Source organism: Novosphingobium guangzhouense, assembly GCF_002896965.1.
GTDB lineage: Bacteria > Pseudomonadota > Alphaproteobacteria > Sphingomonadales > Sphingomonadaceae > Novosphingobium > Novosphingobium guangzhouense.
In genome coordinates, this window is record NZ_LYMM01000049.1 from 1 (window position 1) to 18,543 (window position 18,543).

An 18,543-nucleotide genomic window follows, 5' to 3' on the forward strand; every position below is an offset into this window, starting at 1 on the left:
GGTATCTCCGAATTTCACCCTGAAACGAGCGACAGACCAGTCCCCCTCCTTCGAACGCAGATCGACGGTGACCACTGCGGCGCCTTTTTCCGCAGCCTGTTAAATGGCCCGGCGGCATATCGCCACGATTGAGGAACAGGCAGACCGAATTGTTCGCCAGCTTGGCGGGCGATGGACTGGAGACTTTGCGATGTGCCGGTGCCCGGCTCACGCCGATAGCACCGCGAGCCTGTCCGTGCGGGTGGGCAACCGTGCAGTCCTGTTCCATTGCTTTGCCGGTTGCACGGCCGAAGCGATCATGGCCGCTCTTCGCTCCGGCAAGATTATTGCGCCATCAGACCATGATCCCGGTCAGCGCCAGGAGAGCAAGGCCGACCTCAACAAAGTCGCTCTTGCCGTATGGCGTCATGCCGAACCCTATGTCGGGACGCTGGCAGATCGCTATCTGCGCACACGCGCGATTTTGCCCGATGGCATCAATGCGCGCTTCGACCCTCGCTGCCAATGCGGAGCGGGTGCCGACAAGGCTTTCGCGCCTGCACTGATTGTCCCCATCGAGGAAGATGCTGGCGTCGTCGCGATCCACCGCACTTTCCTCACGCCCGACGGACGGTGGAAAGCCGACATGCCCGAACCCAAGCGGATGCTTGGCAATCCGGGGTCGGGCGCGGTGCGCTGGGGCGGCATTCCTCGCGATGGTGTGCTGCGTCTTGCTGAGGGTGTGGAGGATGCGGCCAGCGTGATGAACATGCTCGAACCCAGCCACTTCGTATGGCCGGTGCTCGGCATTGAGCGGTATCAAGGCATTGCCATTCCCGAAAGCGTTCATAGCGTCATCCTCTACAGCCAGCATGGCGTCGAGGCGGCGGGGGCAGTGGAGCGTGCCACACCGCATCTGACCGGAAATGGGCGCAAGCTGCTCACCAAGCTGCCGCCCCATAGCGGCGACTGGAATGACCTCCTGCGCGAAGTCCGTGCAGTATGAAGCTCTTTCCCGGTGTGCCACCATTTCAGCGCCGGATGATCGGGACGACCTTCGTCATCGTAGCTGTCTATTCGATCAGCCAGAACAAGGCATCGCTGGTCGAGGCGTCACGCACGCAGCTTACTTCGCCCTCTCCGCGGATCATCGATGGTGATACCGTCGATTTCACCAACGGTCGGGTAAGGGTTGTCGGGATCGATGCTCCTGATGACGATCGTCCTCAGTTAAAGGCCATGGCAAGCCAAGCGCTGCGCGCGTTGGCAGCGCGCGATGGCGGGATGGAATGCTCGGCCTCGCTGTTCGACTATGCCCTGCGGCGCGAAAAACAGTGCCGCACCGACCCCAAGAGCTATGGCCGTCTGAACCTTGCGTGCCAGTTCTCCGGCAATAAGGCCAGTGTCGGCGCCACGATGGTCGCGCAGGGTTTTGCAGTCGATTATCGGATCTATTCTGGCGGTGCCTATGTCGATCTGATGCGCAAGGCTGCGGCGCAACGGGCGGGTCTATGGGGCATCGATTATGAGGGGATGCGTCAGCTTGCCGTGCAGCGCGCGCAGGTGCCGAAGGGGTGCGATGTTGGCACGATCAAGAAATAGCGCTGCCGTACTGCCCGCCAGTCTTTCAGGATGGAGTGCCGACACGTCTGAAGCGTGCGCTGGTGATTGACCCGGTTCGCCTGTCGCTGTGCTGATCGGCCGCTGGGGCGCGGCCACGGCGCTAGTGATTGGCGCGGTGCTGCTTGGCCGGATCATCCGCGACATGCCCTATCTGCTTCTCAACCGCCTGCCCGGCCTGGTGCTCTATGAAATAGGGCCGGGTCTGCTGCTCACACTAGCGATTTGCGCCGCAGTCGCCCTCACACGGGGGCATTTTGGGGAAGCGACAAGATTGGCCGTATTTGCTGTCATCGCCGTCGTCGCCAGCTCCATCGTTATCGGCAAGACGTTTGCTGCTTCGGAAATCGCGCTTGGGTCAGGCAACTGGTTTAACAGCATTGCAGCGAGTTTCGCGCGATCGATCTTCCCCAAAAGCTGATCGGAATCGCTCGTCGCCTCATGGTATCGGCGGCCGATCTCCGTATACTGGAAATTGCTCGACCAACTGTAAAATGCCTTTGTAAAGCGGGCGACATAGCTGCACGCGAACTCATAATAGAGAAAGGCGAGCTGGCGCTGATACGGCTCGCCGGCATACCCTTCATGATATGCTGAATTGCGATGGTCATGGGCGGCGAGGACAAATTCCGCTTCCAGCGGCGTCAGCTCCCCGACGAAGGTGAGCACTGCGAGCTGCTGATGCAGATTTCTGCTGCGCGCCATCTTTCGGTGCTTGGCGGTGATGCCGCAATAATCCCCGCCGATGGCTGTGTGGACGAACAGAGCCTCCTTCGCCATCAACTCCACGGCATTGTCGATCAGGATGATCGCAAGCCTATTGTGGATGGGGTGGTCGAGCCGCAATTCGACCGCTGCGCGGTCGAGCTGCTCGGCCATGGGGAGAAGTTTTTCCATTGTCGCAGGACTGCGGGATCGCCCCTTGCCGGTCAATCTTGCATTACTGGTCGTATGGCTCTCGCGTTCGGTGGTATCGCTCTGTCCGGGGGCGCAACGCAGATGGCCGATTGGCACGTCTCTGCGTTGCGGCCCCGGACAGGGAGCCGCATCCTGTCACCCGAACAGTTCGCTGTGGGAACCGATGCGGGCAAGGACAAGCGCCTCTTCTGTCTTGCGGTAGATCAGCACCAGATCAGGCTTGATGTGGCAGTCCCGGTAGCCCTTCCACTCGCCGGTCAGCGAATGGTCGGAGAGGTTGGCCGGCAACACCTCATCCATGACCAGCATGTTGATGACGGGTTGGAACACGTCGTCCAGGGCGGCGTCGGATCGCTTTTCGCGCTTGTAATCGCGTTTGAAGCGGCCCGTAATCTCTACGGGTCTCATTCCGCGCCTCCCTTGGTCGGCAGATCCACCTTGGCCTTGGCCGCTGCATCGATGACCGGCTGCGGGATCACAGGCGGCGCACCGTCAGGCGGGAACGGCGTCCATTCCACCAGCATGTCGCCGGCCCCGATTTCCAGTGCGGTTTCCACCAGCGCGGCATAGCTGGTCGCGGTGAGGCCCGGCGTCTTGACCGAGTTGTGCCACCGCAGAATGAAATGCGGGTTGAAGATGATCGCATTGCCCATCGGCCCGGACTTGCCCGGCTTGATGTCGATGAACTTCAGTTCCTGAAGCTTCTTCATCCGGGTCGCCCAGGTATGTTCCCCGCGCTGACCGCCAAATCCCGACGCATTGGCCATATCGCCATGCTTGTTGAGGATCACGAACGAGTTGTCCCACGTGTGGCACCACAGCGTCAGATAGGTGGACGATACCGGCGCCCCCTTGGTCATCTCGTCCATGATCTTGAGGATCAGTGGCATCGTTTTAGGGATCGTTGCAAACCCCTTGTTGGCCTTGCGATTCCACAGCCAGGTTTCCATACCCGGCCAGTGCAGTTCGCGCATGGCGAGCTGCTTTTTCGTAATCGCACTCGCCTCCCTGGTCGTCGCCATTTCTTATACTCCTTGTGTCGCGGCCCTGTTGCGGCGACAAACAGGTTTTGCGCTATTTATTGCATTTTTTCAATGACTTAGGTATTTACTCGCGCAACATAGGATGTGCTCTCGTTGCAACTACGATATGCTTATTTGCAAGGAATGATGCAACTAAAATCCATATCCGCAACATATGTTTCAAGCATACCCGTTTTTAGCTAGTGTTTTCAGTGTGTTGCGAGCGCGGTGTCTGTGCTCATAATGTGCTTATGTACTCCCACGTGCTCTCTGTGCTCAACGTGCTCCCGGGAGAGTGCAGAGAGGGGTAGTGCTATTGACACCCCGGCGTTAGGAGATCATTTAGGGTTTGTAGCTACATTGTGGCTCAGATGATTTCAATGGGGTGAGTGAAGTGGCAGCGGCCGACGTAGTGCGTGCTCGGATTGATTCCGATCTGAAGAAGGAAGCCAGCGCTGTCCTTGCGGGGATGGGGCTGTCTGTGTCCGATGCGATCCGGCTGATGCTCGTGCGCGTAGCGTCCGACAAGAACCTGCCTTTCGACATCCGCGTTCCCAACGCCACGACCCAGGCCGCGATGCGCGATGCGTCCGAAGGCCGGGTGGAGCGGTTTGCCAGCGTTGCCGACCTGATGGGTGCGCTCAATGAGGATGATGACGAGGACTAGCCCCGTTATCATGAGCCGGGTTCGCTCGCTGCGGCCGGTTCAGACATACGAAATTCAAAACGCCGTCCCGCTGTTGCTTCCGGCATCACGGGGCGGCCTTTCTTATTCAGGGCACCTCGCGCCTTTCCCCGCTTCCTGAGCATGTGTTGTGTCATGACAATCCGAGTATGGGCGCGGCCCTGACAGGCACGGCTCTATCGACCCTTACAGCGCCGACCGGGCCGCCTCCGGCGTCTCGGTAGGGTAGACGCGAGACGCCTCTTTCGAGGACGCCCCAGCGCCTCCCCCCGAACCGTGCTTGCACCTTTCAATGCACACGGCTCTCCATTCTGCTGGGCATCCGACCACCATGGTGGGCAACGTGGCACTTTCGGCACAGGACGATTGTCCTGCGCCGTCGTGCCGATTGTACCCAAGGCGTCAGTTGGTCGCGCCGCTTGTCCTTCAGGCGATTGGGATGATGCATCTCGAACGGGCCATCGGTATCGCCACATGCCTCGCATTGCTCGGCACTCAGGCGTGTGACCAGATCGTTCGAACTCTGCGCAAGGCGAGAGCCTACCGTGATGGTATCGACGATGGGGTTATCCCACGTCTTCACGATCAGATGCTTCAGTTTCCACACCTTATGGACGCGCGGCTCGCCCCGAACCATAGTCGTAACACCGTGGTCCGACCCCATCTTCAGATATTCCTCGGCCTGCCGCCTCGTCGAGCGTCGCCGGCATGCCACAGTCGCGAAGAGGCTCCTGAGCACGACCAGTTCCAACTTGTCGAGTGACGCTTTCACGCCATCGGCGATCGCATAGTAGTTCGCGAAGCCTCGGAACTCCGAGTTGTAGGCTACGATGATCTCCGCCACACTGGATTCCATGAGCTGCGGACGCACCCGACCATTCCTCATGTCGAGGTTGCCGAGCTTTTTGCGTCTACAGAACGCATAGACCCGCTCCCGTGGCACCCACAGCTTGATATTCCCCCGCGTTGGCCGACGAAGAACGCTACGCGTTCCGCCGCCGGTCTTTTGCCGTCCAGCCATTGTTCCGGCGGAGCGCAACGTGAAGGCGCATACATGGAAGCCTAAGAACGGTGATCCCTTCGATGCATCGCGAACCCCGGTTTTCTCCGGTGACACCGCCAGATTGAGCCGATCAGCGAGGAAGCGCTGGACATCGGCCATGATCCGGACAGCGTCCGCCTTGCTGCCGATCACGCCAACGAGGAAGTCGTCAGCATAGCGACAATAGCGCAGGCGGCGGAAGTTGGGGTCCATGTCATCGACGGAAGAGAGTTTCCGCCGATCCTGTTTGACAGCTTCGATTCGCGCCAGTCGGACGCGAACCTCGCCATCGCCCGCACCACCGGCACGGACTGCATCGATCTCCTTGCGGAGAGCAGCGATTTGCTGAGAGCAGGCAACATACGCGGGGTTCGCCCGCCGCCTGTCGCCTTTGTCGAAGCCCCGCCGCATCGACTCCATGAACTCGTCAAGTTCATGGAGATAGATGTTGGCGAGCAGGGGCGAGATAACCCCGCCCTGTGGAGTACCGCTATAGGTCCGCTCGAACTTCCAGTCGTCCATGCACCCGGCCTTGAGCATTGTCCCGATCAGATCGATGAACACTGGATCATCGATCCGCCGAGCCAAGAGGCCGAGCAGGATGTCATGGTCGATGTTGTCGAAGAACCCACGGACATCCACCTCGATCAGCCATTTCACGCCTGTCCAGGTTTTACGGATCTCTTCGAGAGCCGTGTGACAGGAGTGACCCGCGCGGAACCCGTGACTGTGTTTCGAGAACACTGGTTCATAGATCGCCGCGAGGACCATTCTCGCCGCCTCCTGAACGATGCGATCATCCGCCGTTGGGATACCCAATGGGCGCATTTTACCATTGCCCTTGGGGATATAGACCCGTCGCACTGGACGAGGGCGGTAACGGCCTTCCGCCACGCTTTGAACCAGACGGTCAAGCCTCGCCAGCGTCATGCCGTCGAAGGTCTGTCCGTCTACTCCCGGCGTCATCGCACCCCGATTTCGGGATACTCTGTCATAGGCCCGCTCATATAAGCAGCGAGACCGCATGAGGCGGTTGAGACCGTTGATCCGCTTGCCCGCCCGCGACAGGGCCGGAAGCTTCTCGAGACGTCTCAGGATAGTAGCGGTCTGCATCAGCAGTCCCTTTCCATTGATCAATCGAGTTTACAGAACTGCCGTCCTTCGCCCGGAGGCAGCGGATTTCGACAAGGATCGCTCCTGCTTATACCGCTGCCCTGTCCGCCTTGCGGCGGCTGTCCCGGCCATTACACCGGGCGTTTGACTACTATGACGGCTCCGTCGCCATGCAGGTCCGGCGAGCCGTCCTGTTTAGGCGATCCCGCAGTTACGCGAGTGAGGAGTCGCGATGCGGTTAGGTGCCCCGTTCGTTTCCTTGATCCCCTGACCGGGGCCACGCCGAACGGATTGGCAGCGATTCACTGGGACGTGCTCCTCGCTCCGCTCGAAACGGTGTGTCAGCCGCGTTCACCGTCACCTACCTAGTGGTCGTTGGAAACTGGGATTCAGACAATCCAGTCTTCACCATACGCATCTTGCCTGCTGGTCAGCCGTCAGGCTGCGGCGCCTAACTTCGATCCATACCCTGACATGCTATGGTCCCGTTCCCCTTTCGGGGTCTCAGCCGATTCATCACCAGCACCGGTAAGTCGGTCAGGCATGAGCTATGCCAATAAGCTCAGTTCATTCGAACACTCCGTTCTTCTTCGCGCCACAACGGCGCACGCCCTGCGGGTGACGATCCTCGCGTGAGGGGTGTGCCACGTGACGCACCCCTGCTGCCGCGCCCTGCGCGGTGCTGGCCTAGTAGGCGTCCATGGCCCTCCCCGGGAGGCCCGCTTGCCGCGGGGAACACCAAGGGCGGCCGCCCTTTCGTTCCCGAAGGAAAATCGACAGCCCCGTGCGGTCCGCCAAGCGCGGCACCCGACGCCCTGATGGGCGTCGGCCGCGCTAGGGCGGCCTGCCCGCGCCAGGCCATCGATTTTCCTCCTCCCTCTCCATCCCGCTCCTCGCCGGAGAGGCAGAGCCGCATGCCGCAGAGCAAGCGGCTTTCAGCCCCCAAGGAAGGAGAAGAAGGACAATGGCTTACACGCGATACAAGGGCGATCCCTACTGGAAGCGGGCCAAGGTGGACGGGACCAGCGCGGATGGCAGTCCCTACCGCAAGGGCGAACGGGTGTTCTTCTACCCACGTACCGGCACGACCTACGCGGGCGACAGCCCATCGCAACCGATGTGGCCGACGAGCTGATGACGACCAGCGATGTGCAGGCGGTAGAAGAAACCATGGCGACCTGCTTCGCCTCCATCCCCGAAGAAGGCCGGTTCGAGGCGATCCGGGCCATGACTGGTGACGACAAGATGGCATTGCTGGCTGGACTTGTCGCAATGACAGTGGATGGAACCGTGTTTTCAGGTGGTCGCCCCGGTACGCGGCATCATCATTTCGAGCAGATCGCCCGCGCCAGTGGTGTGGACATTGCTTCGCGCTGGAAGGCTCCCATCGCCCTGTTCGAAAAGATGCGCCGTGCCGCGTTGATCGATGTGCTGCGCGAGGAAGTGGGCGCGCCGAGCGCGGAGAATTGCGCGACCATCAAGAAGAAAACCGACCTTGCCGTCAACATCTCGGAACGCCTGCCCGCAGGATGGTTGCCAGCCCCGATGCAGATCGGTGCGTTCGATCAGGCCGATGAGGCGATGGACGATCAGGACGGTGAAGGGTTGGACGAAGAGGACATGGCCGAGAACGAACACGCCTGATCGGTCGGGGGCTGGTGCAAACCGGCCCCCTTCCCCTCACCGGAACACCGTGCATGGCGGCCCGTGCTCCCGGCGCACCCGCCATGCTGGCATGACGGGCGCGCGCGCCGTTCCTGGCGGACCTGCGCTGCGCCGCGCGACCAAGGCCGCGCGGCGCCGGTGGGACTATGTTCCATAGAACCAGAATACCGATGATCTCGGTGCGCGCAGGCTATCGGGCTACCGTCAAAGGATGCGTTGCCACCAACCAACATCATGCCATTTGCCGAACTTCCGCCCGACTTCGCGATAAATGCCGAGTGGGGTAAATCCCATTCTTTCGTGAAGGGCGACGCTCCCCTCATTGGGTTGTGCGATGCCGGCAAAGGCCGCGTGGAAGCCATGTTCGGCTAGGTCCGCTGTTCGCCTTTATCTGCCCGAAATGGCTATGGCGGAATGGTCAGTTGCCGGATCGACGGGCAAGCCCTTCTGCTTGCGTTCCGAATAGCGATCGACAAGCTGCTGCGCGTGCGGGCGCATCAGCACGGTGAAGCGCACCAGCTCCTCCATCACGTCCACGATCCGGTCGTAATAGCTCGACGCCTTCATGCGGCCCGCTTCATCGAACTCTTTGTATGCCATTGCCACGGACGACTGGTTGGGGATCGTGAACATCCGCATCCAGCGACCGAGCAGGCGCAGCGTGTTGACCGCGTTGAACGATTGCGATCCTCCCGACACCTGCATGACCGCAAGCGTGCGCCCCTGCGTCGGCCGCATCCCTTTCATCTCCAGTGGCAAATGGTCGATCTGCGCTTTCATGATGCCGGTAATCTGCCCGTGCCGTTCCGGGCTGCACCATACCTGGCCTTCGGACCACATCGACAGTTCGCGCAGCTCATGGACGGCAGGATGATCGTCTCCCGCTAACTGATCCGGCAGCGGCAGTGTCGAGGGATCGAAGATGCGGGTTTCCGCACCGAACAGATGTAGAAGCCGCGCGGCTTCCTCGACGGCGAGACGGGAGAAGGACCGCTCGCGCAGGCTGCCATAAAGCAACAAGATGCGCGGCGCAGGGTCCAGCGCGCCCAGCCCCGATGCGGGCCGCTGGTGGATATAGGCGGGATCGAGCGCGGGCAGGCTGTCGGCGTCATGGAGGGTACGAAGAGGCATTCAGGCAAATCCAATACGCAAGGCGAGAGCCGCGAGGGTGATGAGCAGGACGGGAACGGTGAGCGTGACGCCCACCCTGAAATAATAGCCCCACCCGATCCTGATCCCCTTCTGGCCAAGAACGTGGAGCCACAGCAGGGTCGCAAGCGAGCCTATGGGTGTCAGCTTGGGGCCAAGATCGCAGCCGATCACATTAGCGTAGATCATAGCCTCCTTCACCGCGCCCGTTGCGTGCGCAGCGTCGATCGACAGCGCCCCTACCAGTACGGTCGGCATGTTGTTCATCACGGAAGACAGGACCGCCGCGATCATGCCGGTTCCCAGCGCCGCGCCCCACACGCCGCCTTGGGCGGTTTTGTCGAGCAATGCGGCGAGATGGTCGGTCAGCCCGGCATTTCGCAGGCCATAGACGACCAGATACATGCCGAGAGAGAAGATCACGACCTGCCATGGCGCTTCGCGCATGACCTTGCGGGTCTGAATTACATGCCCCCTGCCCGCAATCGCGAGCAGCAGGATTGCGCCGGCAGCGGCGACGGCGCTGACGGGCACACCCAGCGGTTCGAGCAGGAAGAAGCCGAGAAGCAGCAGCGCCAGCACGATCCACCCGGCGCGGAAGGTCGCGGCGTGGCGAATGGCTTCGCGCGGAGCGCGCAGCGCCGCCACGTCATAGGTCGCAGGTATGTCGCGCCGGAAAAACAGCATCAGCACGCCCAGCGTTGCGGCGATAGCCGCCAGATCGACCGGCACCATGACGCTCGCATATTCGCCAAAGCCCAGACCGAAGAAGTCGGCCGAGACGATGTTGACGAGGTTCGAGACGACCAGTGGCAGGCTTGCTGTATCGGCGATGAACCCGGCAGCCATGACGAAGGCGAGTGTGGCCTTGTCGCCATATCCAAGCGCCCGCAGCATAGCGATGACGATCGGTGTCAGGATCAGCGCCGCGCCGTCATTGGCAAAAAGAGACGAAACGGCCGCGCCCAGCAGCACGACCAGCGCGAACAGGCGGCGACCATTGCCCTTGCCCCATCGGGCGACATGGAGCGCGGCCCACTCGAAAAACCCGGCTTCATCGAGTAGCAGGCTGATGATGATGATCGCGACGAACGCAGCCGTCGCGTTCCAGACGATGCCCCATACCACCGGCACATCCGATAGCGAGACAACGCCCAGAAGCAGCGCAACCGCCGCGCCGCCCAGCGCGCTCCACCCGATGCCGAGACCCTTGGGTTGCCAGATGACAAGCGTGATCGTGGCAACGAATATCAGGACAGCGAGCATCATCAGCCTATGCGCTGGCCCGAGGCGTCCACTACCTGTTCGCCATCTTCTTTGGCGAACGCGCCAAGCTGGCCGGTGGGCAGCAGATCAAGCACGGCTTCGGAAGGACGGCACAGCTTCACGCCCAGAGGCGACACGACCAGAGGCCGGTTGATGAGGATCGGGTGCGCTATCATCGCATCGACCAGCGCGTCATCCGATAATGCGGTGTCGCCCAGGCCCAGCTCTGCATAAGGCGTTCCCTTCTCGCGCAGCAGAGCGCGCGGGCCGATCCCGGCGCGGTCGATCAGCTCGACGTCGCAAGCCGGAAATGGACGGCGGTCGATGCATTCGTGTATCTCGCCAAACTCCATGGGTCGGTGACATGGACCGAAGACGACCATGGCCTCTTCCCCCTTAAGGAGATCTGGCCGCCGGCCGATGCCGGTCGCATGATGGGCGGGGTTTTCAGATATTCGATGACATGGGGTTCGATGCCCGCGTTGCGGATCATCGCCAGCGTGTTGCGCGATGTGCCGCATTCCGGGTTGTGGTAGATGATGATCTCGGTGGTCATTCGCTTGCTCCCGCTTTGGCGCTGGCGCCTTCGCCCTGGCCGATTTCTTTGAGGTGACGGCGCGTTGCCATGTCGTCGAGGCTCGTCAGCGGCAGGGCCAGGAACAGCGCAATGCGGTTCTGCAAGAAGCGCAGCGCCTGCATGAATGCTTCACGCTGGCCCTCGCCTTCCACGGCTGCGGGGTCTTCGATCCCCCAATGGGCTGTGAGGGGATGCCCGATCCAGACCGGGCAGGTTTCGCCAGCAGCATTGTCGCAGACGGTGAAGATGAAATCGAACTTCGGCGCATCGGACGCAGCGAACTCGCCCCAGCTTTTGGAGCGCATTCCAGCGGTCTCGAACTCAAGGCTCGACAGCACGGAAAGCGCCATGGGATGAACCTCGCCCTTGGGCTGGCTTCCCGCGCTGTAGGCGCGAAAACGGCCTTCACCGAGCTTGTTCATGACGGCCTCGCCCAGGATCGAGCGAGCGCTGTTCCCGGTGCACAGGAACAGGACGTTGTAGATTCTATCGGTCATTGGGTTGGGTTCTCAGCAGCAGGGGGTGAGTTCAGCGACCAGCGGCGCACACAATTCCGCGTTGCCGCCGCAGCAATCCTTGAGGATGAACAGCGTCAGCGACCGAAGCCCGTCGAGGTCGGCCCGGTAGATAATCGAGCGGCTATGGCGTTCGGAGCGGATCAAGCCGGCGCGGGCGAGAATGCCCAGATGCGCCGACATGGTGTTTTGCGGCACGTCGAGCTGGCGGGCAATTTCACCAGCGGCCATGCCGTCCGGCTCATGGCGCACCAGCAGCCGGAAGGTGTCGAGGCGGGTGCCTTGTGCAAGCGCACCCAATGCGGAGATGGCCGACTCGTTTTCCATATATCCAGCATAATGGATGTATTAGAGATCGCAATCACCTTTGCCTTCTTGTTCAGCGCTAACCGCGCCGGTATTTGCGCGGGGGAAAACCAAGGGCGCTGCCCTTTCGTCCCCGAACGACAATCTTGCCGCCCGTGTAATCCGCCAAGCGCGGCGCCCTACGCCCTGTAGGCGTTGGCCGCGCTAGGGCGGCTCGCCCGCGCCAGCTTTCCCAAGATTCTCGCCCTCCCTCCCCATCCCGCTCCTCGCCGGATCGGCAGGGTTGCTGCGGCCCACGGCCTTGCGGCCCATGCCAGATGAAAGGAACGAGAGATGCAGACCCCTGAACAGACCGACGCTATTCGCCGCCTGAACGATGCAGCGCGCAGCATGCCCGGCCTCACGTGCATCGCGAATGCCACGATAGGATTTCAGTCCCTCCCCGACGCCGACCGTTCCGCCGCTTTGGCGTTGATCGCGTCGTTCTCGAAATTTGACGACAACAATGATCCCTATGGGGAGCATGACTTCGGGGCTGTCTATCGCCAGCGGGACGGCGAGTGGACGCAGGAGCAGCCCGACGACGACAGAGTGATTGCGGTGACGATTTTCTGGAAAATCGACTATTATGATTCGAGCCTGGCATTCGGGAGTAACGCGCCCTGGGATGAGCAAATCACCAAGCGCGTCATGACGATCATGTTAGCCAATGAATACTGATAGTTAGTCGAAAGAAAATGCGTCCAGTCGGATGCGGCATTCGCTCGGCCGGGCAACTGGTCGAGCAAGTGATTTGTTGAGAAATCGCTATGGATGACGTACAGTTAACGGGGAAAGGATGGACTGTATGGCAATGATCGACCTCGAAGCGCTCCGGGAGCGTATTCGAGCGATGGATTTCGAGCGGGGCACCCCGGATCAGATCGCGCTTTGGCGCGAGGATGTCGCGGATGCGCGCGCCAATCTGGTCATAGAAAACATGACCCCCAGCGACGACGAAGATGCGATGTTCGCCTTGATGCTGGACGAAGGTGTACCGCCTTCACTGATGTCCTCGATCATTCTCGGGTTCTACAAACCGGGAACCGGCCTAATCGCAGCCTGACCTTGGCCCGCGACCCCTACTCTTACCCTGACACCGATACGCTGCGAAACCGGCTTGGAATAACTGACGATACGATGCTGACAGAAGCCGAGCGGCGATTGACGCTGGCGCGCGGCGCACAGGCCGCGCGCATGTATTTTCCTAATAGCGCAGATGGCTATCGCGCCCTGCACAAGCATCTGTTTCAAGATCTATATGATTGGGCCGGGGCGGATCGCACCGTCACCATCGCCAAAGACGGATCGAGCTTTGCCGCACCGCCTTACATCGCCCGCGAACTCGACAAGCTGTTTGCGGACATGACAGCAAAAGGCGACCTGCGCGGCCTCTCCCGCGATGATTTCTTCGACCGCCTTGGCAATCACATCAACGAACTCAATGCCATTCACCCCTTCCGCGAAGGCAATGGCCGAACCATGAGGCACCATGCCGCCATGATCGCCCGCGACGCCGGACACCCGATCCGTATCGCTTCGATCGACAAGACGCTCTGGATGGATGCATCGCGCCACGGTTTCCTCACGGGCGATCATCGCGGCATGGCGAGCGTTCTTGCCGACGCGGCAGTGCGCCGCGATGTCGCGCCTGAAGCCCGGATCGGTGCCCATGGCATCGCCATGCTGCCCCAGCGCGCGCCGCCGACCGGGCAGCGCTACCGAGTGACGCTTGGCAAGGTCCGCGAAGAGCTGGACAGATACCTGCCCGCTGCGCGGCAGCAGGCGGCAGAACGCTTGCGGGCGCTAGGCGCTGGCGATGCACCAATGGAACAGATCGCCCACGCACGCACCGAACTGGCCTATGTTCGTCACGCCAAGGGGCCGGTCTATCAATCGCACCTTCTCACCTATCTGGGCGTGCGGCAGGTCGATGCAGTCATCCATGCCCAGCAGACGCCGCTAGAGCGCGTGCGTGAGATAGGCGCTGCGCTGGGGGTGCAGATCAATTCCCAGCAGCCCGCGCAGCTCCAGCGCGCTGTTCGCTCGCTGGAACGCCCGATCCTGCCCCCCGGCCACGCGCCGGGACAGGAGCGACTGGCGGCGCTGTTCTTGAAGAACGCGCCAGATAGCAATCTGGCAGACAGTCGCCTCGCTGCTGCGCAGGGTATAGTCGATGCAGCGATGCAGACCGCCCGTGAGCGGGGTGAGAGCGCCCGCATGGTCAACACCATCGCGGAATCGACCCGCCAGCTGGTGGCGGAGCGGATTAGGACTGGTTGTTCATTAGATATTGACGCCAGTTCAACGCCACCCGAACCGTTTATAACTAGGTGTTTGATCCCACGGTTTGATGGTGCGATCCTTTCGTTGGAATGGAAGGAAGCATTATGGGACAAGTTCGTCATGGGAGCGCCACGACCACGCACGCCGTCCGAGCAGCAATACAGCGATCGCAAGCTTCGCTCGCGGCGTTGAGCCGGGAACTTGGGATCAACCCGAAGACGGTTGCCAAGTGGCGCAAGAGAACGACGGTCGAGGATATGAAGAGCGGGCCGAAGGCCCCTCATTCCACGACCCTGTCCGAGGAAGAGGAAGCAATGATTGTCGCGTTCCGGCGGCATACGCTGCTGCCGTTGGATGATTGCCTTTATGCGTTGCAGCCATCGATCCCACATCTGACTCGATCGGCACTGCATCGTTGCCTGCAGCGGCATGGCATCTCACGCCTGCCCGACGTCGAGGGGGACAAGCCCAAGCGCCAGCGCTTCAAACGTTACCCTATCGGCTTCTTCCACATGGATATTGCCGAAGTGCAGACTGCCGAAGGCAAGCTCTATCTGTTCGTCGCCATCGACCGCACCAGCAAGTTCGCGGTCACCCAACTGGTCGACAAGGCTGACAGGCGAACAGCATGGGATTTCCTCGAACACCTGCTCGAAGCCGTGCCCTACCGGATCCATACGATTCTGACCGATAATGGCATCCAGTTCGCCGAGCAGCCCCGCAACCGCAACACCGCATGGTCGCGCCAGATGCGCTTCGACATGATCTGTGAAGCCAACGACATCGAGCATCGGCTCACCAAACCGAACCACCCCTGGACCAACGGACAGGTCGAGCGGATGAACCGAACCATCAAGGAAGCGACCGTCAAACGCTTCCATTACGACACCCACGAGCAGCTGCGCACGCACCTCAATGACTTCATGGCGGCCTACAACTTCGCCCGAAGGCTCAAGACACTCAGCGGCCTCACGCCCTACGAATACATCGTCAAGATCTGGACTTCAGAACCAGACCGGTTCATCCTCAACCCGATCCACCAGATGCCGGGACTAAACACCTAAGCTGGACCGTGATCGGCGCCGATAAGCAAGACTGATGCTCCAATTTTACCGGCGATCTTTGCGGGATCACCATCTATCTGATGCTGGTTATTTCTATTGCAGGTCAGGTGGCTGATGACTCTCAAACTTCCTCCGTTTGCGCCAGAAGATGAAATCTTCCGGCATGGAATCCGTAAGGCGGAAGCGCGCCTTCGCGCAGATGCACTGGTTTCTCTCTCAGATGACCACTGGAGAGATCGAGCAACAAAGGTTGAAAAGGTTCAACATGCTGTTGACCTAGCTAATGCATTGTTTGGTTCGGGCAAAATCACCGCCGATGAATATCTTCTATATGCGACCTATCGTGTAGATGATTACCATACGACCCTGTGGCTATCTGGAGCATATCCCGAAGTAGAGAAGTTGGCGTTGGAAATTCATCAGATCGAGAGCGATCATGACCTTAGCAATGGGCAATATTGGTTGCGGGGCGAAGGACCGCCCGAACATGTTGTAGCTACAAATTTGCATGAGGCAGCACTTGATGAGCGCTTCGTGGTAGCACTGGAAAAATTTGGCCTTGTCGAGATCGCCGAGCTTTGGCGAACCGATAGAGCAGAATATGACCGCCGCCATAAAATCGGACGTTTGACGGTTTTCGAAAAGGAGAACGTCCAAAAGTCGGTTTCTGATTCAATCGAAACCTATGAAGAAGAGGCCCGTCGCTGCGCTTCAGCGGAAGCATATTGCGCGGCATGTGTCATGCTCGGATCTGCTGCTGAAGCGCGGATTCTGAGGATGTGCCTTGTCTACTACGGTGAAGTAACAGAAGTTTTGGCAACAAAAACCAAATCGCAGAAACCGCGCAACCCCGACCCGCTGCACTGGACATTGGAGACGTTAATATCGCTCGCTGAAGAGTTGGGGTGGCTACCGGACCTTGAGAATGGCGAGATCACCGTCAAGATTGCCAGTTGGCTATCGTCTCTGCGGGATACACGGAATCTTCTCCATCCTGGACGGCACGCCCGCGATCGCCCCCATGACGTCATTGGTCGCGAAGAATATGACGATGCCAATCATGCCTATACTGCTCTGCGTCTTTCTCTGGAGCGTGTGATGGTTCGGAAAATGACATCAGGGGGCTGAACCGCACACGGATGGGTGTGTCGATCCCATGGCTTGATGCTATCAGCCTCTTTTTAATGCACTTTTAATAAGGATTTTTGATGTCCGACACTCGCTATCGCCTCGGTTTGGCTGTCACCCTCCAGCAGATGCCAGATATTGCTATGGCGCTTGCCAACGATTTCCCCGAGCTTTCCAAGGCGGTTGAAAAACAATGGCTGGAGATCATGAATAGTGGCGTGAACATTTTCGGCCCTTTTGAGCATGCAACCCCTGAGCCGGTGGCTGGGCTTACCGAAGGTCGCATCGAGCTTATGACTGGTATTGCCGAGTAACGATCCGGCTAGGTGGCGACCGGGATTTCTTTGATCTTGGTCGTCCAAGCTGGGCTTTTCTGCGACCGTTTCGTATCGAAGGAGCGGGCACCGCATCCTTGAGCAGCCAAGGCAATTGTGTTGCGACCGAAACGCGCGTTGATGCCATCGAGCGCGGCCAGAAGGCCCGGAGCCTTGGGATCCGGCACGGAAAACAGGTCTGTTTGCCCCTTCCCTTCCGGTGTCAAATCTTCAAGCAGCACGCCGCATTTGGTATAAACCCCACCAGGCTGAAACATGGCGTCCATCATTTTTCCCGCGATCCCAACGATCACGCGCGGATCGTTGGTCGGCGGCGATAGGCGTGTGGTGCGCGTGGCCGAAGGCGGGTTGGATCGATAGCGTGAACCATGGGCGAACGCGATCAACCGCCCCTCAGCCAATCCCTGCGCGCGTATTTTCTCGGCGGCGCGCGCGGCGCGGCGCGCCATCGCTTCGCGCAGTTCTACCGGATCGGTCACAGGTTCGCCGAACTGGCGTGTCACCGCTGTCGCTTTCCGTGGTTCAGGCGCGATCTTGAAATCATCGCATTCGACGCCGCCCAGCTCGCGCACCAGACGTTCGAGCACGACAGTCCCGACATCGCGGGCCACTGCGGGCGGCAGCGCTGCCAAGTCAGCTGTCGTCCTGACGCCTAACGGGCGCAGCCGCGCTTCCAGCGCACCGCCCACGCCCCAAACTTCCCCAACGGGCCATTGCTCGAAAAGGCGCCGCCGCAACTCAACATCATGGAGATCGATGACACCGCCCCACACCTTTTCCGTCGCCTTCGCGAGCGCGTTGGCGACTTTCGAGAGCGTGCGTGTTGGGCCAAGCCCAATCCGGGTTGGCAAGCCTACCGATCGCACGATGTCTTCGCGAACCAGGTGAGCGGTCTTCACGTCGCCAAGGCCGTTCTGCAAAACGGGCAGACGGAAGAAGCTCTCATCGATCGAGTAAATCTCGATCGTGTCGGAATGCCCAGCGATGACCTCGTTGAAGCGCCGGTTCATGTCCGCATACAGCTCGTAATTGCTGGAGCGAAGCTGGATACCGTGACGTTTGATCCGATCCCGCATCTTGAACACCGGATCACCCATCCGGACATGCAGCGCCTTGGCTTCCTCGCTGCGGGCAATTGCACATCCGTCATTGTTGGAAAGCACGATGACCGGCACCCCTCGCAGTGACGGGTCGAACACGCGTTCCGCGCTGACGTAGAAATTCGCGATGTCGACAATGGCCCAGGACATGTGCCTATCGCCGATAGTCGCGGACCCCGGTCCGCACGACGCCCCAAATCTCGACGCCTTCTGCCGGTGTCGGCTCATAGCATTGAAGGCTATTGCGCGCTTCGAGCAGCATAGCATTGCGACGCCCGGTGAGCTGGCGGCAGACAAAACCGCCATCGACGATCGCGATCACAATATGCCCTTCTACAGGGCGTGTGTCGCGATCGACTACCACCACATCATTGTCATGGATGCCCGCATCGATCATGCTGCTCCCGCTGATGCGGAACACGAAACTAGCCGCCCGATCGAGCCGTAGCAGTTCGATCAGGCTAATCGCATCATCTTCCAAATCTTGGGCGGGGCTTGGAAAGCCGGCACCTGCCGCGCCGACGATACGAAGAATGGTCCCCTTCGGCACGTCGGCAAGCGGGACCGGCTGCATCGTCGGCAGCATGTATGATTCCCTTCCTGTCTATCATAGCGCAGATAGGAACGAAAAGTGAACATGGGAGATATTCGGTTGGGCGTGTTATCCCTGCCTACGGTTACAGCCTCAGTCGATTCTTGGCGAAAATCTCGAAGTTATCAGCATTGCGGCTCAA

General features: G+C 60.2%; 22 protein-coding genes and 2 pseudogenes. 11 read left to right on the forward strand and 13 right to left on the reverse strand.

Annotated elements, in window-relative coordinates:
- Positions 1-103 precede the first annotated feature (103 nt).
- Positions 104-985 carry a DUF7146 domain-containing protein gene (locus tag A8V01_RS17680; RefSeq protein WP_245892690.1) on the forward strand — a complete coding sequence of 294 codons (882 nt, stop codon included), beginning with the start codon at positions 104-106 and terminating at the stop codon, positions 983-985.
- A complete protein-coding gene (locus A8V01_RS17685) occupies positions 982-1,581 on the forward strand; it encodes a thermonuclease family protein (RefSeq protein ID WP_245892691.1) in 600 nt (199 codons plus the stop codon). Before A8V01_RS17680 ends, A8V01_RS17685 begins: the two co-directional genes overlap by 4 nt.
- 204 nt (positions 1,582-1,785) lie before the next feature.
- Here A8V01_RS17685 and A8V01_RS28705 read toward each other — a convergent pair whose 3' ends face one another.
- From A8V01_RS28705 to A8V01_RS17700, 3 genes are all read right to left on the reverse strand, one after another.
- Positions 1,786-2,478 (reverse strand): hypothetical protein, encoded by a 693-nt coding sequence (locus A8V01_RS28705; protein ID WP_170065969.1) that lies wholly within the window; start codon positions 2,476-2,478, stop codon positions 1,786-1,788.
- Between the two features lie 174 nt (positions 2,479-2,652).
- Positions 2,653-2,925, reverse strand: coding sequence for a type II toxin-antitoxin system YafQ family toxin (locus A8V01_RS17695; RefSeq protein ID WP_103097449.1), 273 nt, complete (start codon positions 2,923-2,925; stop codon positions 2,653-2,655).
- Positions 2,922-3,539: a hypothetical protein gene (locus tag A8V01_RS17700; RefSeq protein WP_211295058.1), complete on the reverse strand. Its 618-nt coding sequence runs from the start codon at positions 3,537-3,539 to the stop codon at positions 2,922-2,924. Before A8V01_RS17700 ends, A8V01_RS17695 begins: the two co-directional genes overlap by 4 nt.
- Positions 3,540-3,924: 385 nt before the next feature.
- Between A8V01_RS17700 and A8V01_RS17705 the strand changes: the two genes are divergently transcribed.
- Positions 3,925-4,206 (forward strand): type II toxin-antitoxin system RelB/DinJ family antitoxin, encoded by a 282-nt coding sequence (locus A8V01_RS17705; protein ID WP_425437341.1) that lies wholly within the window; start codon positions 3,925-3,927, stop codon positions 4,204-4,206.
- Positions 4,207-4,513: 307 nt separating this feature from the next.
- Here the strand turns inward: A8V01_RS17705 and A8V01_RS17710 are convergent, their stop codons facing one another.
- Positions 4,514-6,379 carry a reverse transcriptase/maturase family protein gene (locus A8V01_RS17710; protein ID WP_103097454.1) on the reverse strand — a complete coding sequence of 622 codons (1,866 nt, stop codon included), beginning with the start codon at positions 6,377-6,379 and terminating at the stop codon, positions 4,514-4,516.
- 964 nt (positions 6,380-7,343) lie between these two features.
- On the opposite strand from A8V01_RS17710, the gene A8V01_RS28710 reads away from it, so the two are divergent.
- Positions 7,344-7,514 carry a hypothetical protein gene (locus tag A8V01_RS28710; RefSeq protein ID WP_170065970.1) on the forward strand — a complete coding sequence of 57 codons (171 nt, stop codon included), beginning with the start codon at positions 7,344-7,346 and terminating at the stop codon, positions 7,512-7,514.
- Positions 7,514-8,023, forward strand: a complete 510-nt coding sequence (locus A8V01_RS17715) for a hypothetical protein (protein ID WP_245892692.1) — start codon at positions 7,514-7,516, stop codon at positions 8,021-8,023. Before A8V01_RS28710 ends, A8V01_RS17715 begins: the two co-directional genes overlap by 1 nt.
- A gap of 225 nt (positions 8,024-8,248) precedes the next feature.
- Here A8V01_RS17715 and A8V01_RS17720 read toward each other — a convergent pair.
- From A8V01_RS17720 to A8V01_RS17755, 7 genes and pseudogenes are all read right to left on the reverse strand, one after another.
- Positions 8,249-8,398, reverse strand: a pseudogene (locus A8V01_RS17720) (N-acetyltransferase family protein); the annotation flags it as partial.
- A 33-nt stretch (positions 8,399-8,431) separates the two neighbouring features.
- Positions 8,432-9,175: an arsenical resistance protein ArsH gene (gene arsH / locus A8V01_RS17725; RefSeq protein WP_103097456.1), complete on the reverse strand. Its 744-nt coding sequence runs from the start codon at positions 9,173-9,175 to the stop codon at positions 8,432-8,434.
- A complete protein-coding gene (locus A8V01_RS17730) occupies positions 9,176-10,462 on the reverse strand; it encodes an arsenic transporter (RefSeq protein WP_103097458.1) in 1,287 nt (428 codons plus the stop codon).
- The gene (locus A8V01_RS17735; RefSeq protein WP_425437342.1) at positions 10,462-10,812 is read right to left on the reverse strand and encodes an ArsC/Spx/MgsR family protein; all 351 of its coding nucleotides are present in this window, start codon (positions 10,810-10,812) and stop codon (positions 10,462-10,464) included. Before A8V01_RS17735 ends, A8V01_RS17730 begins: the two co-directional genes overlap by 1 nt.
- A gap of 80 nt (positions 10,813-10,892) precedes the next feature.
- Positions 10,893-11,015 (reverse strand): annotated as a pseudogene (locus tag A8V01_RS17745) (arsenate reductase); the annotation flags it as partial.
- Positions 11,012-11,533 carry an arsenate reductase ArsC gene (locus A8V01_RS17750; RefSeq protein WP_103097460.1) on the reverse strand — a complete coding sequence of 174 codons (522 nt, stop codon included), beginning with the start codon at positions 11,531-11,533 and terminating at the stop codon, positions 11,012-11,014. The gene A8V01_RS17750 and the pseudogene A8V01_RS17745, both read right to left, overlap by 4 nt.
- A 12-nt stretch (positions 11,534-11,545) precedes the next feature.
- Entirely contained in the window at positions 11,546-11,878 is a 333-nt protein-coding gene (locus A8V01_RS17755; protein WP_103097466.1) for an ArsR/SmtB family transcription factor, read from the reverse strand.
- A gap of 312 nt (positions 11,879-12,190) precedes the next feature.
- On the opposite strand from A8V01_RS17755, the gene A8V01_RS17760 reads away from it, so the two are divergent.
- The 6 genes from A8V01_RS17760 to A8V01_RS17790 all read left to right on the forward strand — a co-directional run bounded on the left by A8V01_RS17760 (position 12,191) and on the right by A8V01_RS17790 (position 16,688).
- Positions 12,191-12,577, forward strand: coding sequence for a DUF3768 domain-containing protein (locus tag A8V01_RS17760; protein WP_103097468.1), 387 nt, complete (start codon positions 12,191-12,193; stop codon positions 12,575-12,577).
- 127 nt (positions 12,578-12,704) lie between these two features.
- Positions 12,705-12,962 carry a hypothetical protein gene (locus A8V01_RS17765; protein WP_103097470.1) on the forward strand — a complete coding sequence of 86 codons (258 nt, stop codon included), beginning with the start codon at positions 12,705-12,707 and terminating at the stop codon, positions 12,960-12,962.
- 74 nt (positions 12,963-13,036) lie between these two features.
- Positions 13,037-14,374: a Fic/DOC family protein gene (locus tag A8V01_RS17770; protein WP_245892693.1), complete on the forward strand. Its 1,338-nt coding sequence runs from the start codon at positions 13,037-13,039 to the stop codon at positions 14,372-14,374.
- Complete coding sequence (locus A8V01_RS17780; protein WP_103097472.1) at positions 14,287-15,246, forward strand: IS481 family transposase; 960 nt, start codon at positions 14,287-14,289, stop codon at positions 15,244-15,246. Before A8V01_RS17770 ends, A8V01_RS17780 begins: the two co-directional genes overlap by 88 nt.
- Positions 15,247-15,360: 114 nt before the next feature.
- Positions 15,361-16,374, forward strand: a complete 1,014-nt coding sequence (locus A8V01_RS28290; protein WP_146037306.1) for a hypothetical protein — start codon at positions 15,361-15,363, stop codon at positions 16,372-16,374.
- An 80-nt stretch (positions 16,375-16,454) separates the two neighbouring features.
- Positions 16,455-16,688: a hypothetical protein gene (locus tag A8V01_RS17790; RefSeq protein ID WP_103097476.1), complete on the forward strand. Its 234-nt coding sequence runs from the start codon at positions 16,455-16,457 to the stop codon at positions 16,686-16,688.
- Positions 16,689-16,696: 8 nt separating this feature from the next.
- Here the strand turns inward: A8V01_RS17790 and A8V01_RS17795 are convergent, their stop codons facing one another.
- Together A8V01_RS17795 and A8V01_RS17800 are read right to left on the reverse strand one after the other, a co-directional pair.
- Positions 16,697-17,959, reverse strand: a complete 1,263-nt coding sequence (locus tag A8V01_RS17795) for a Y-family DNA polymerase (RefSeq protein WP_103097478.1) — start codon at positions 17,957-17,959, stop codon at positions 16,697-16,699.
- A gap of 4 nt (positions 17,960-17,963) precedes the next feature.
- A complete protein-coding gene (locus A8V01_RS17800) occupies positions 17,964-18,395 on the reverse strand; it encodes a LexA family protein (protein ID WP_103097480.1) in 432 nt (143 codons plus the stop codon).
- Between the last annotated feature and the right edge of the window lie 148 nt (positions 18,396-18,543).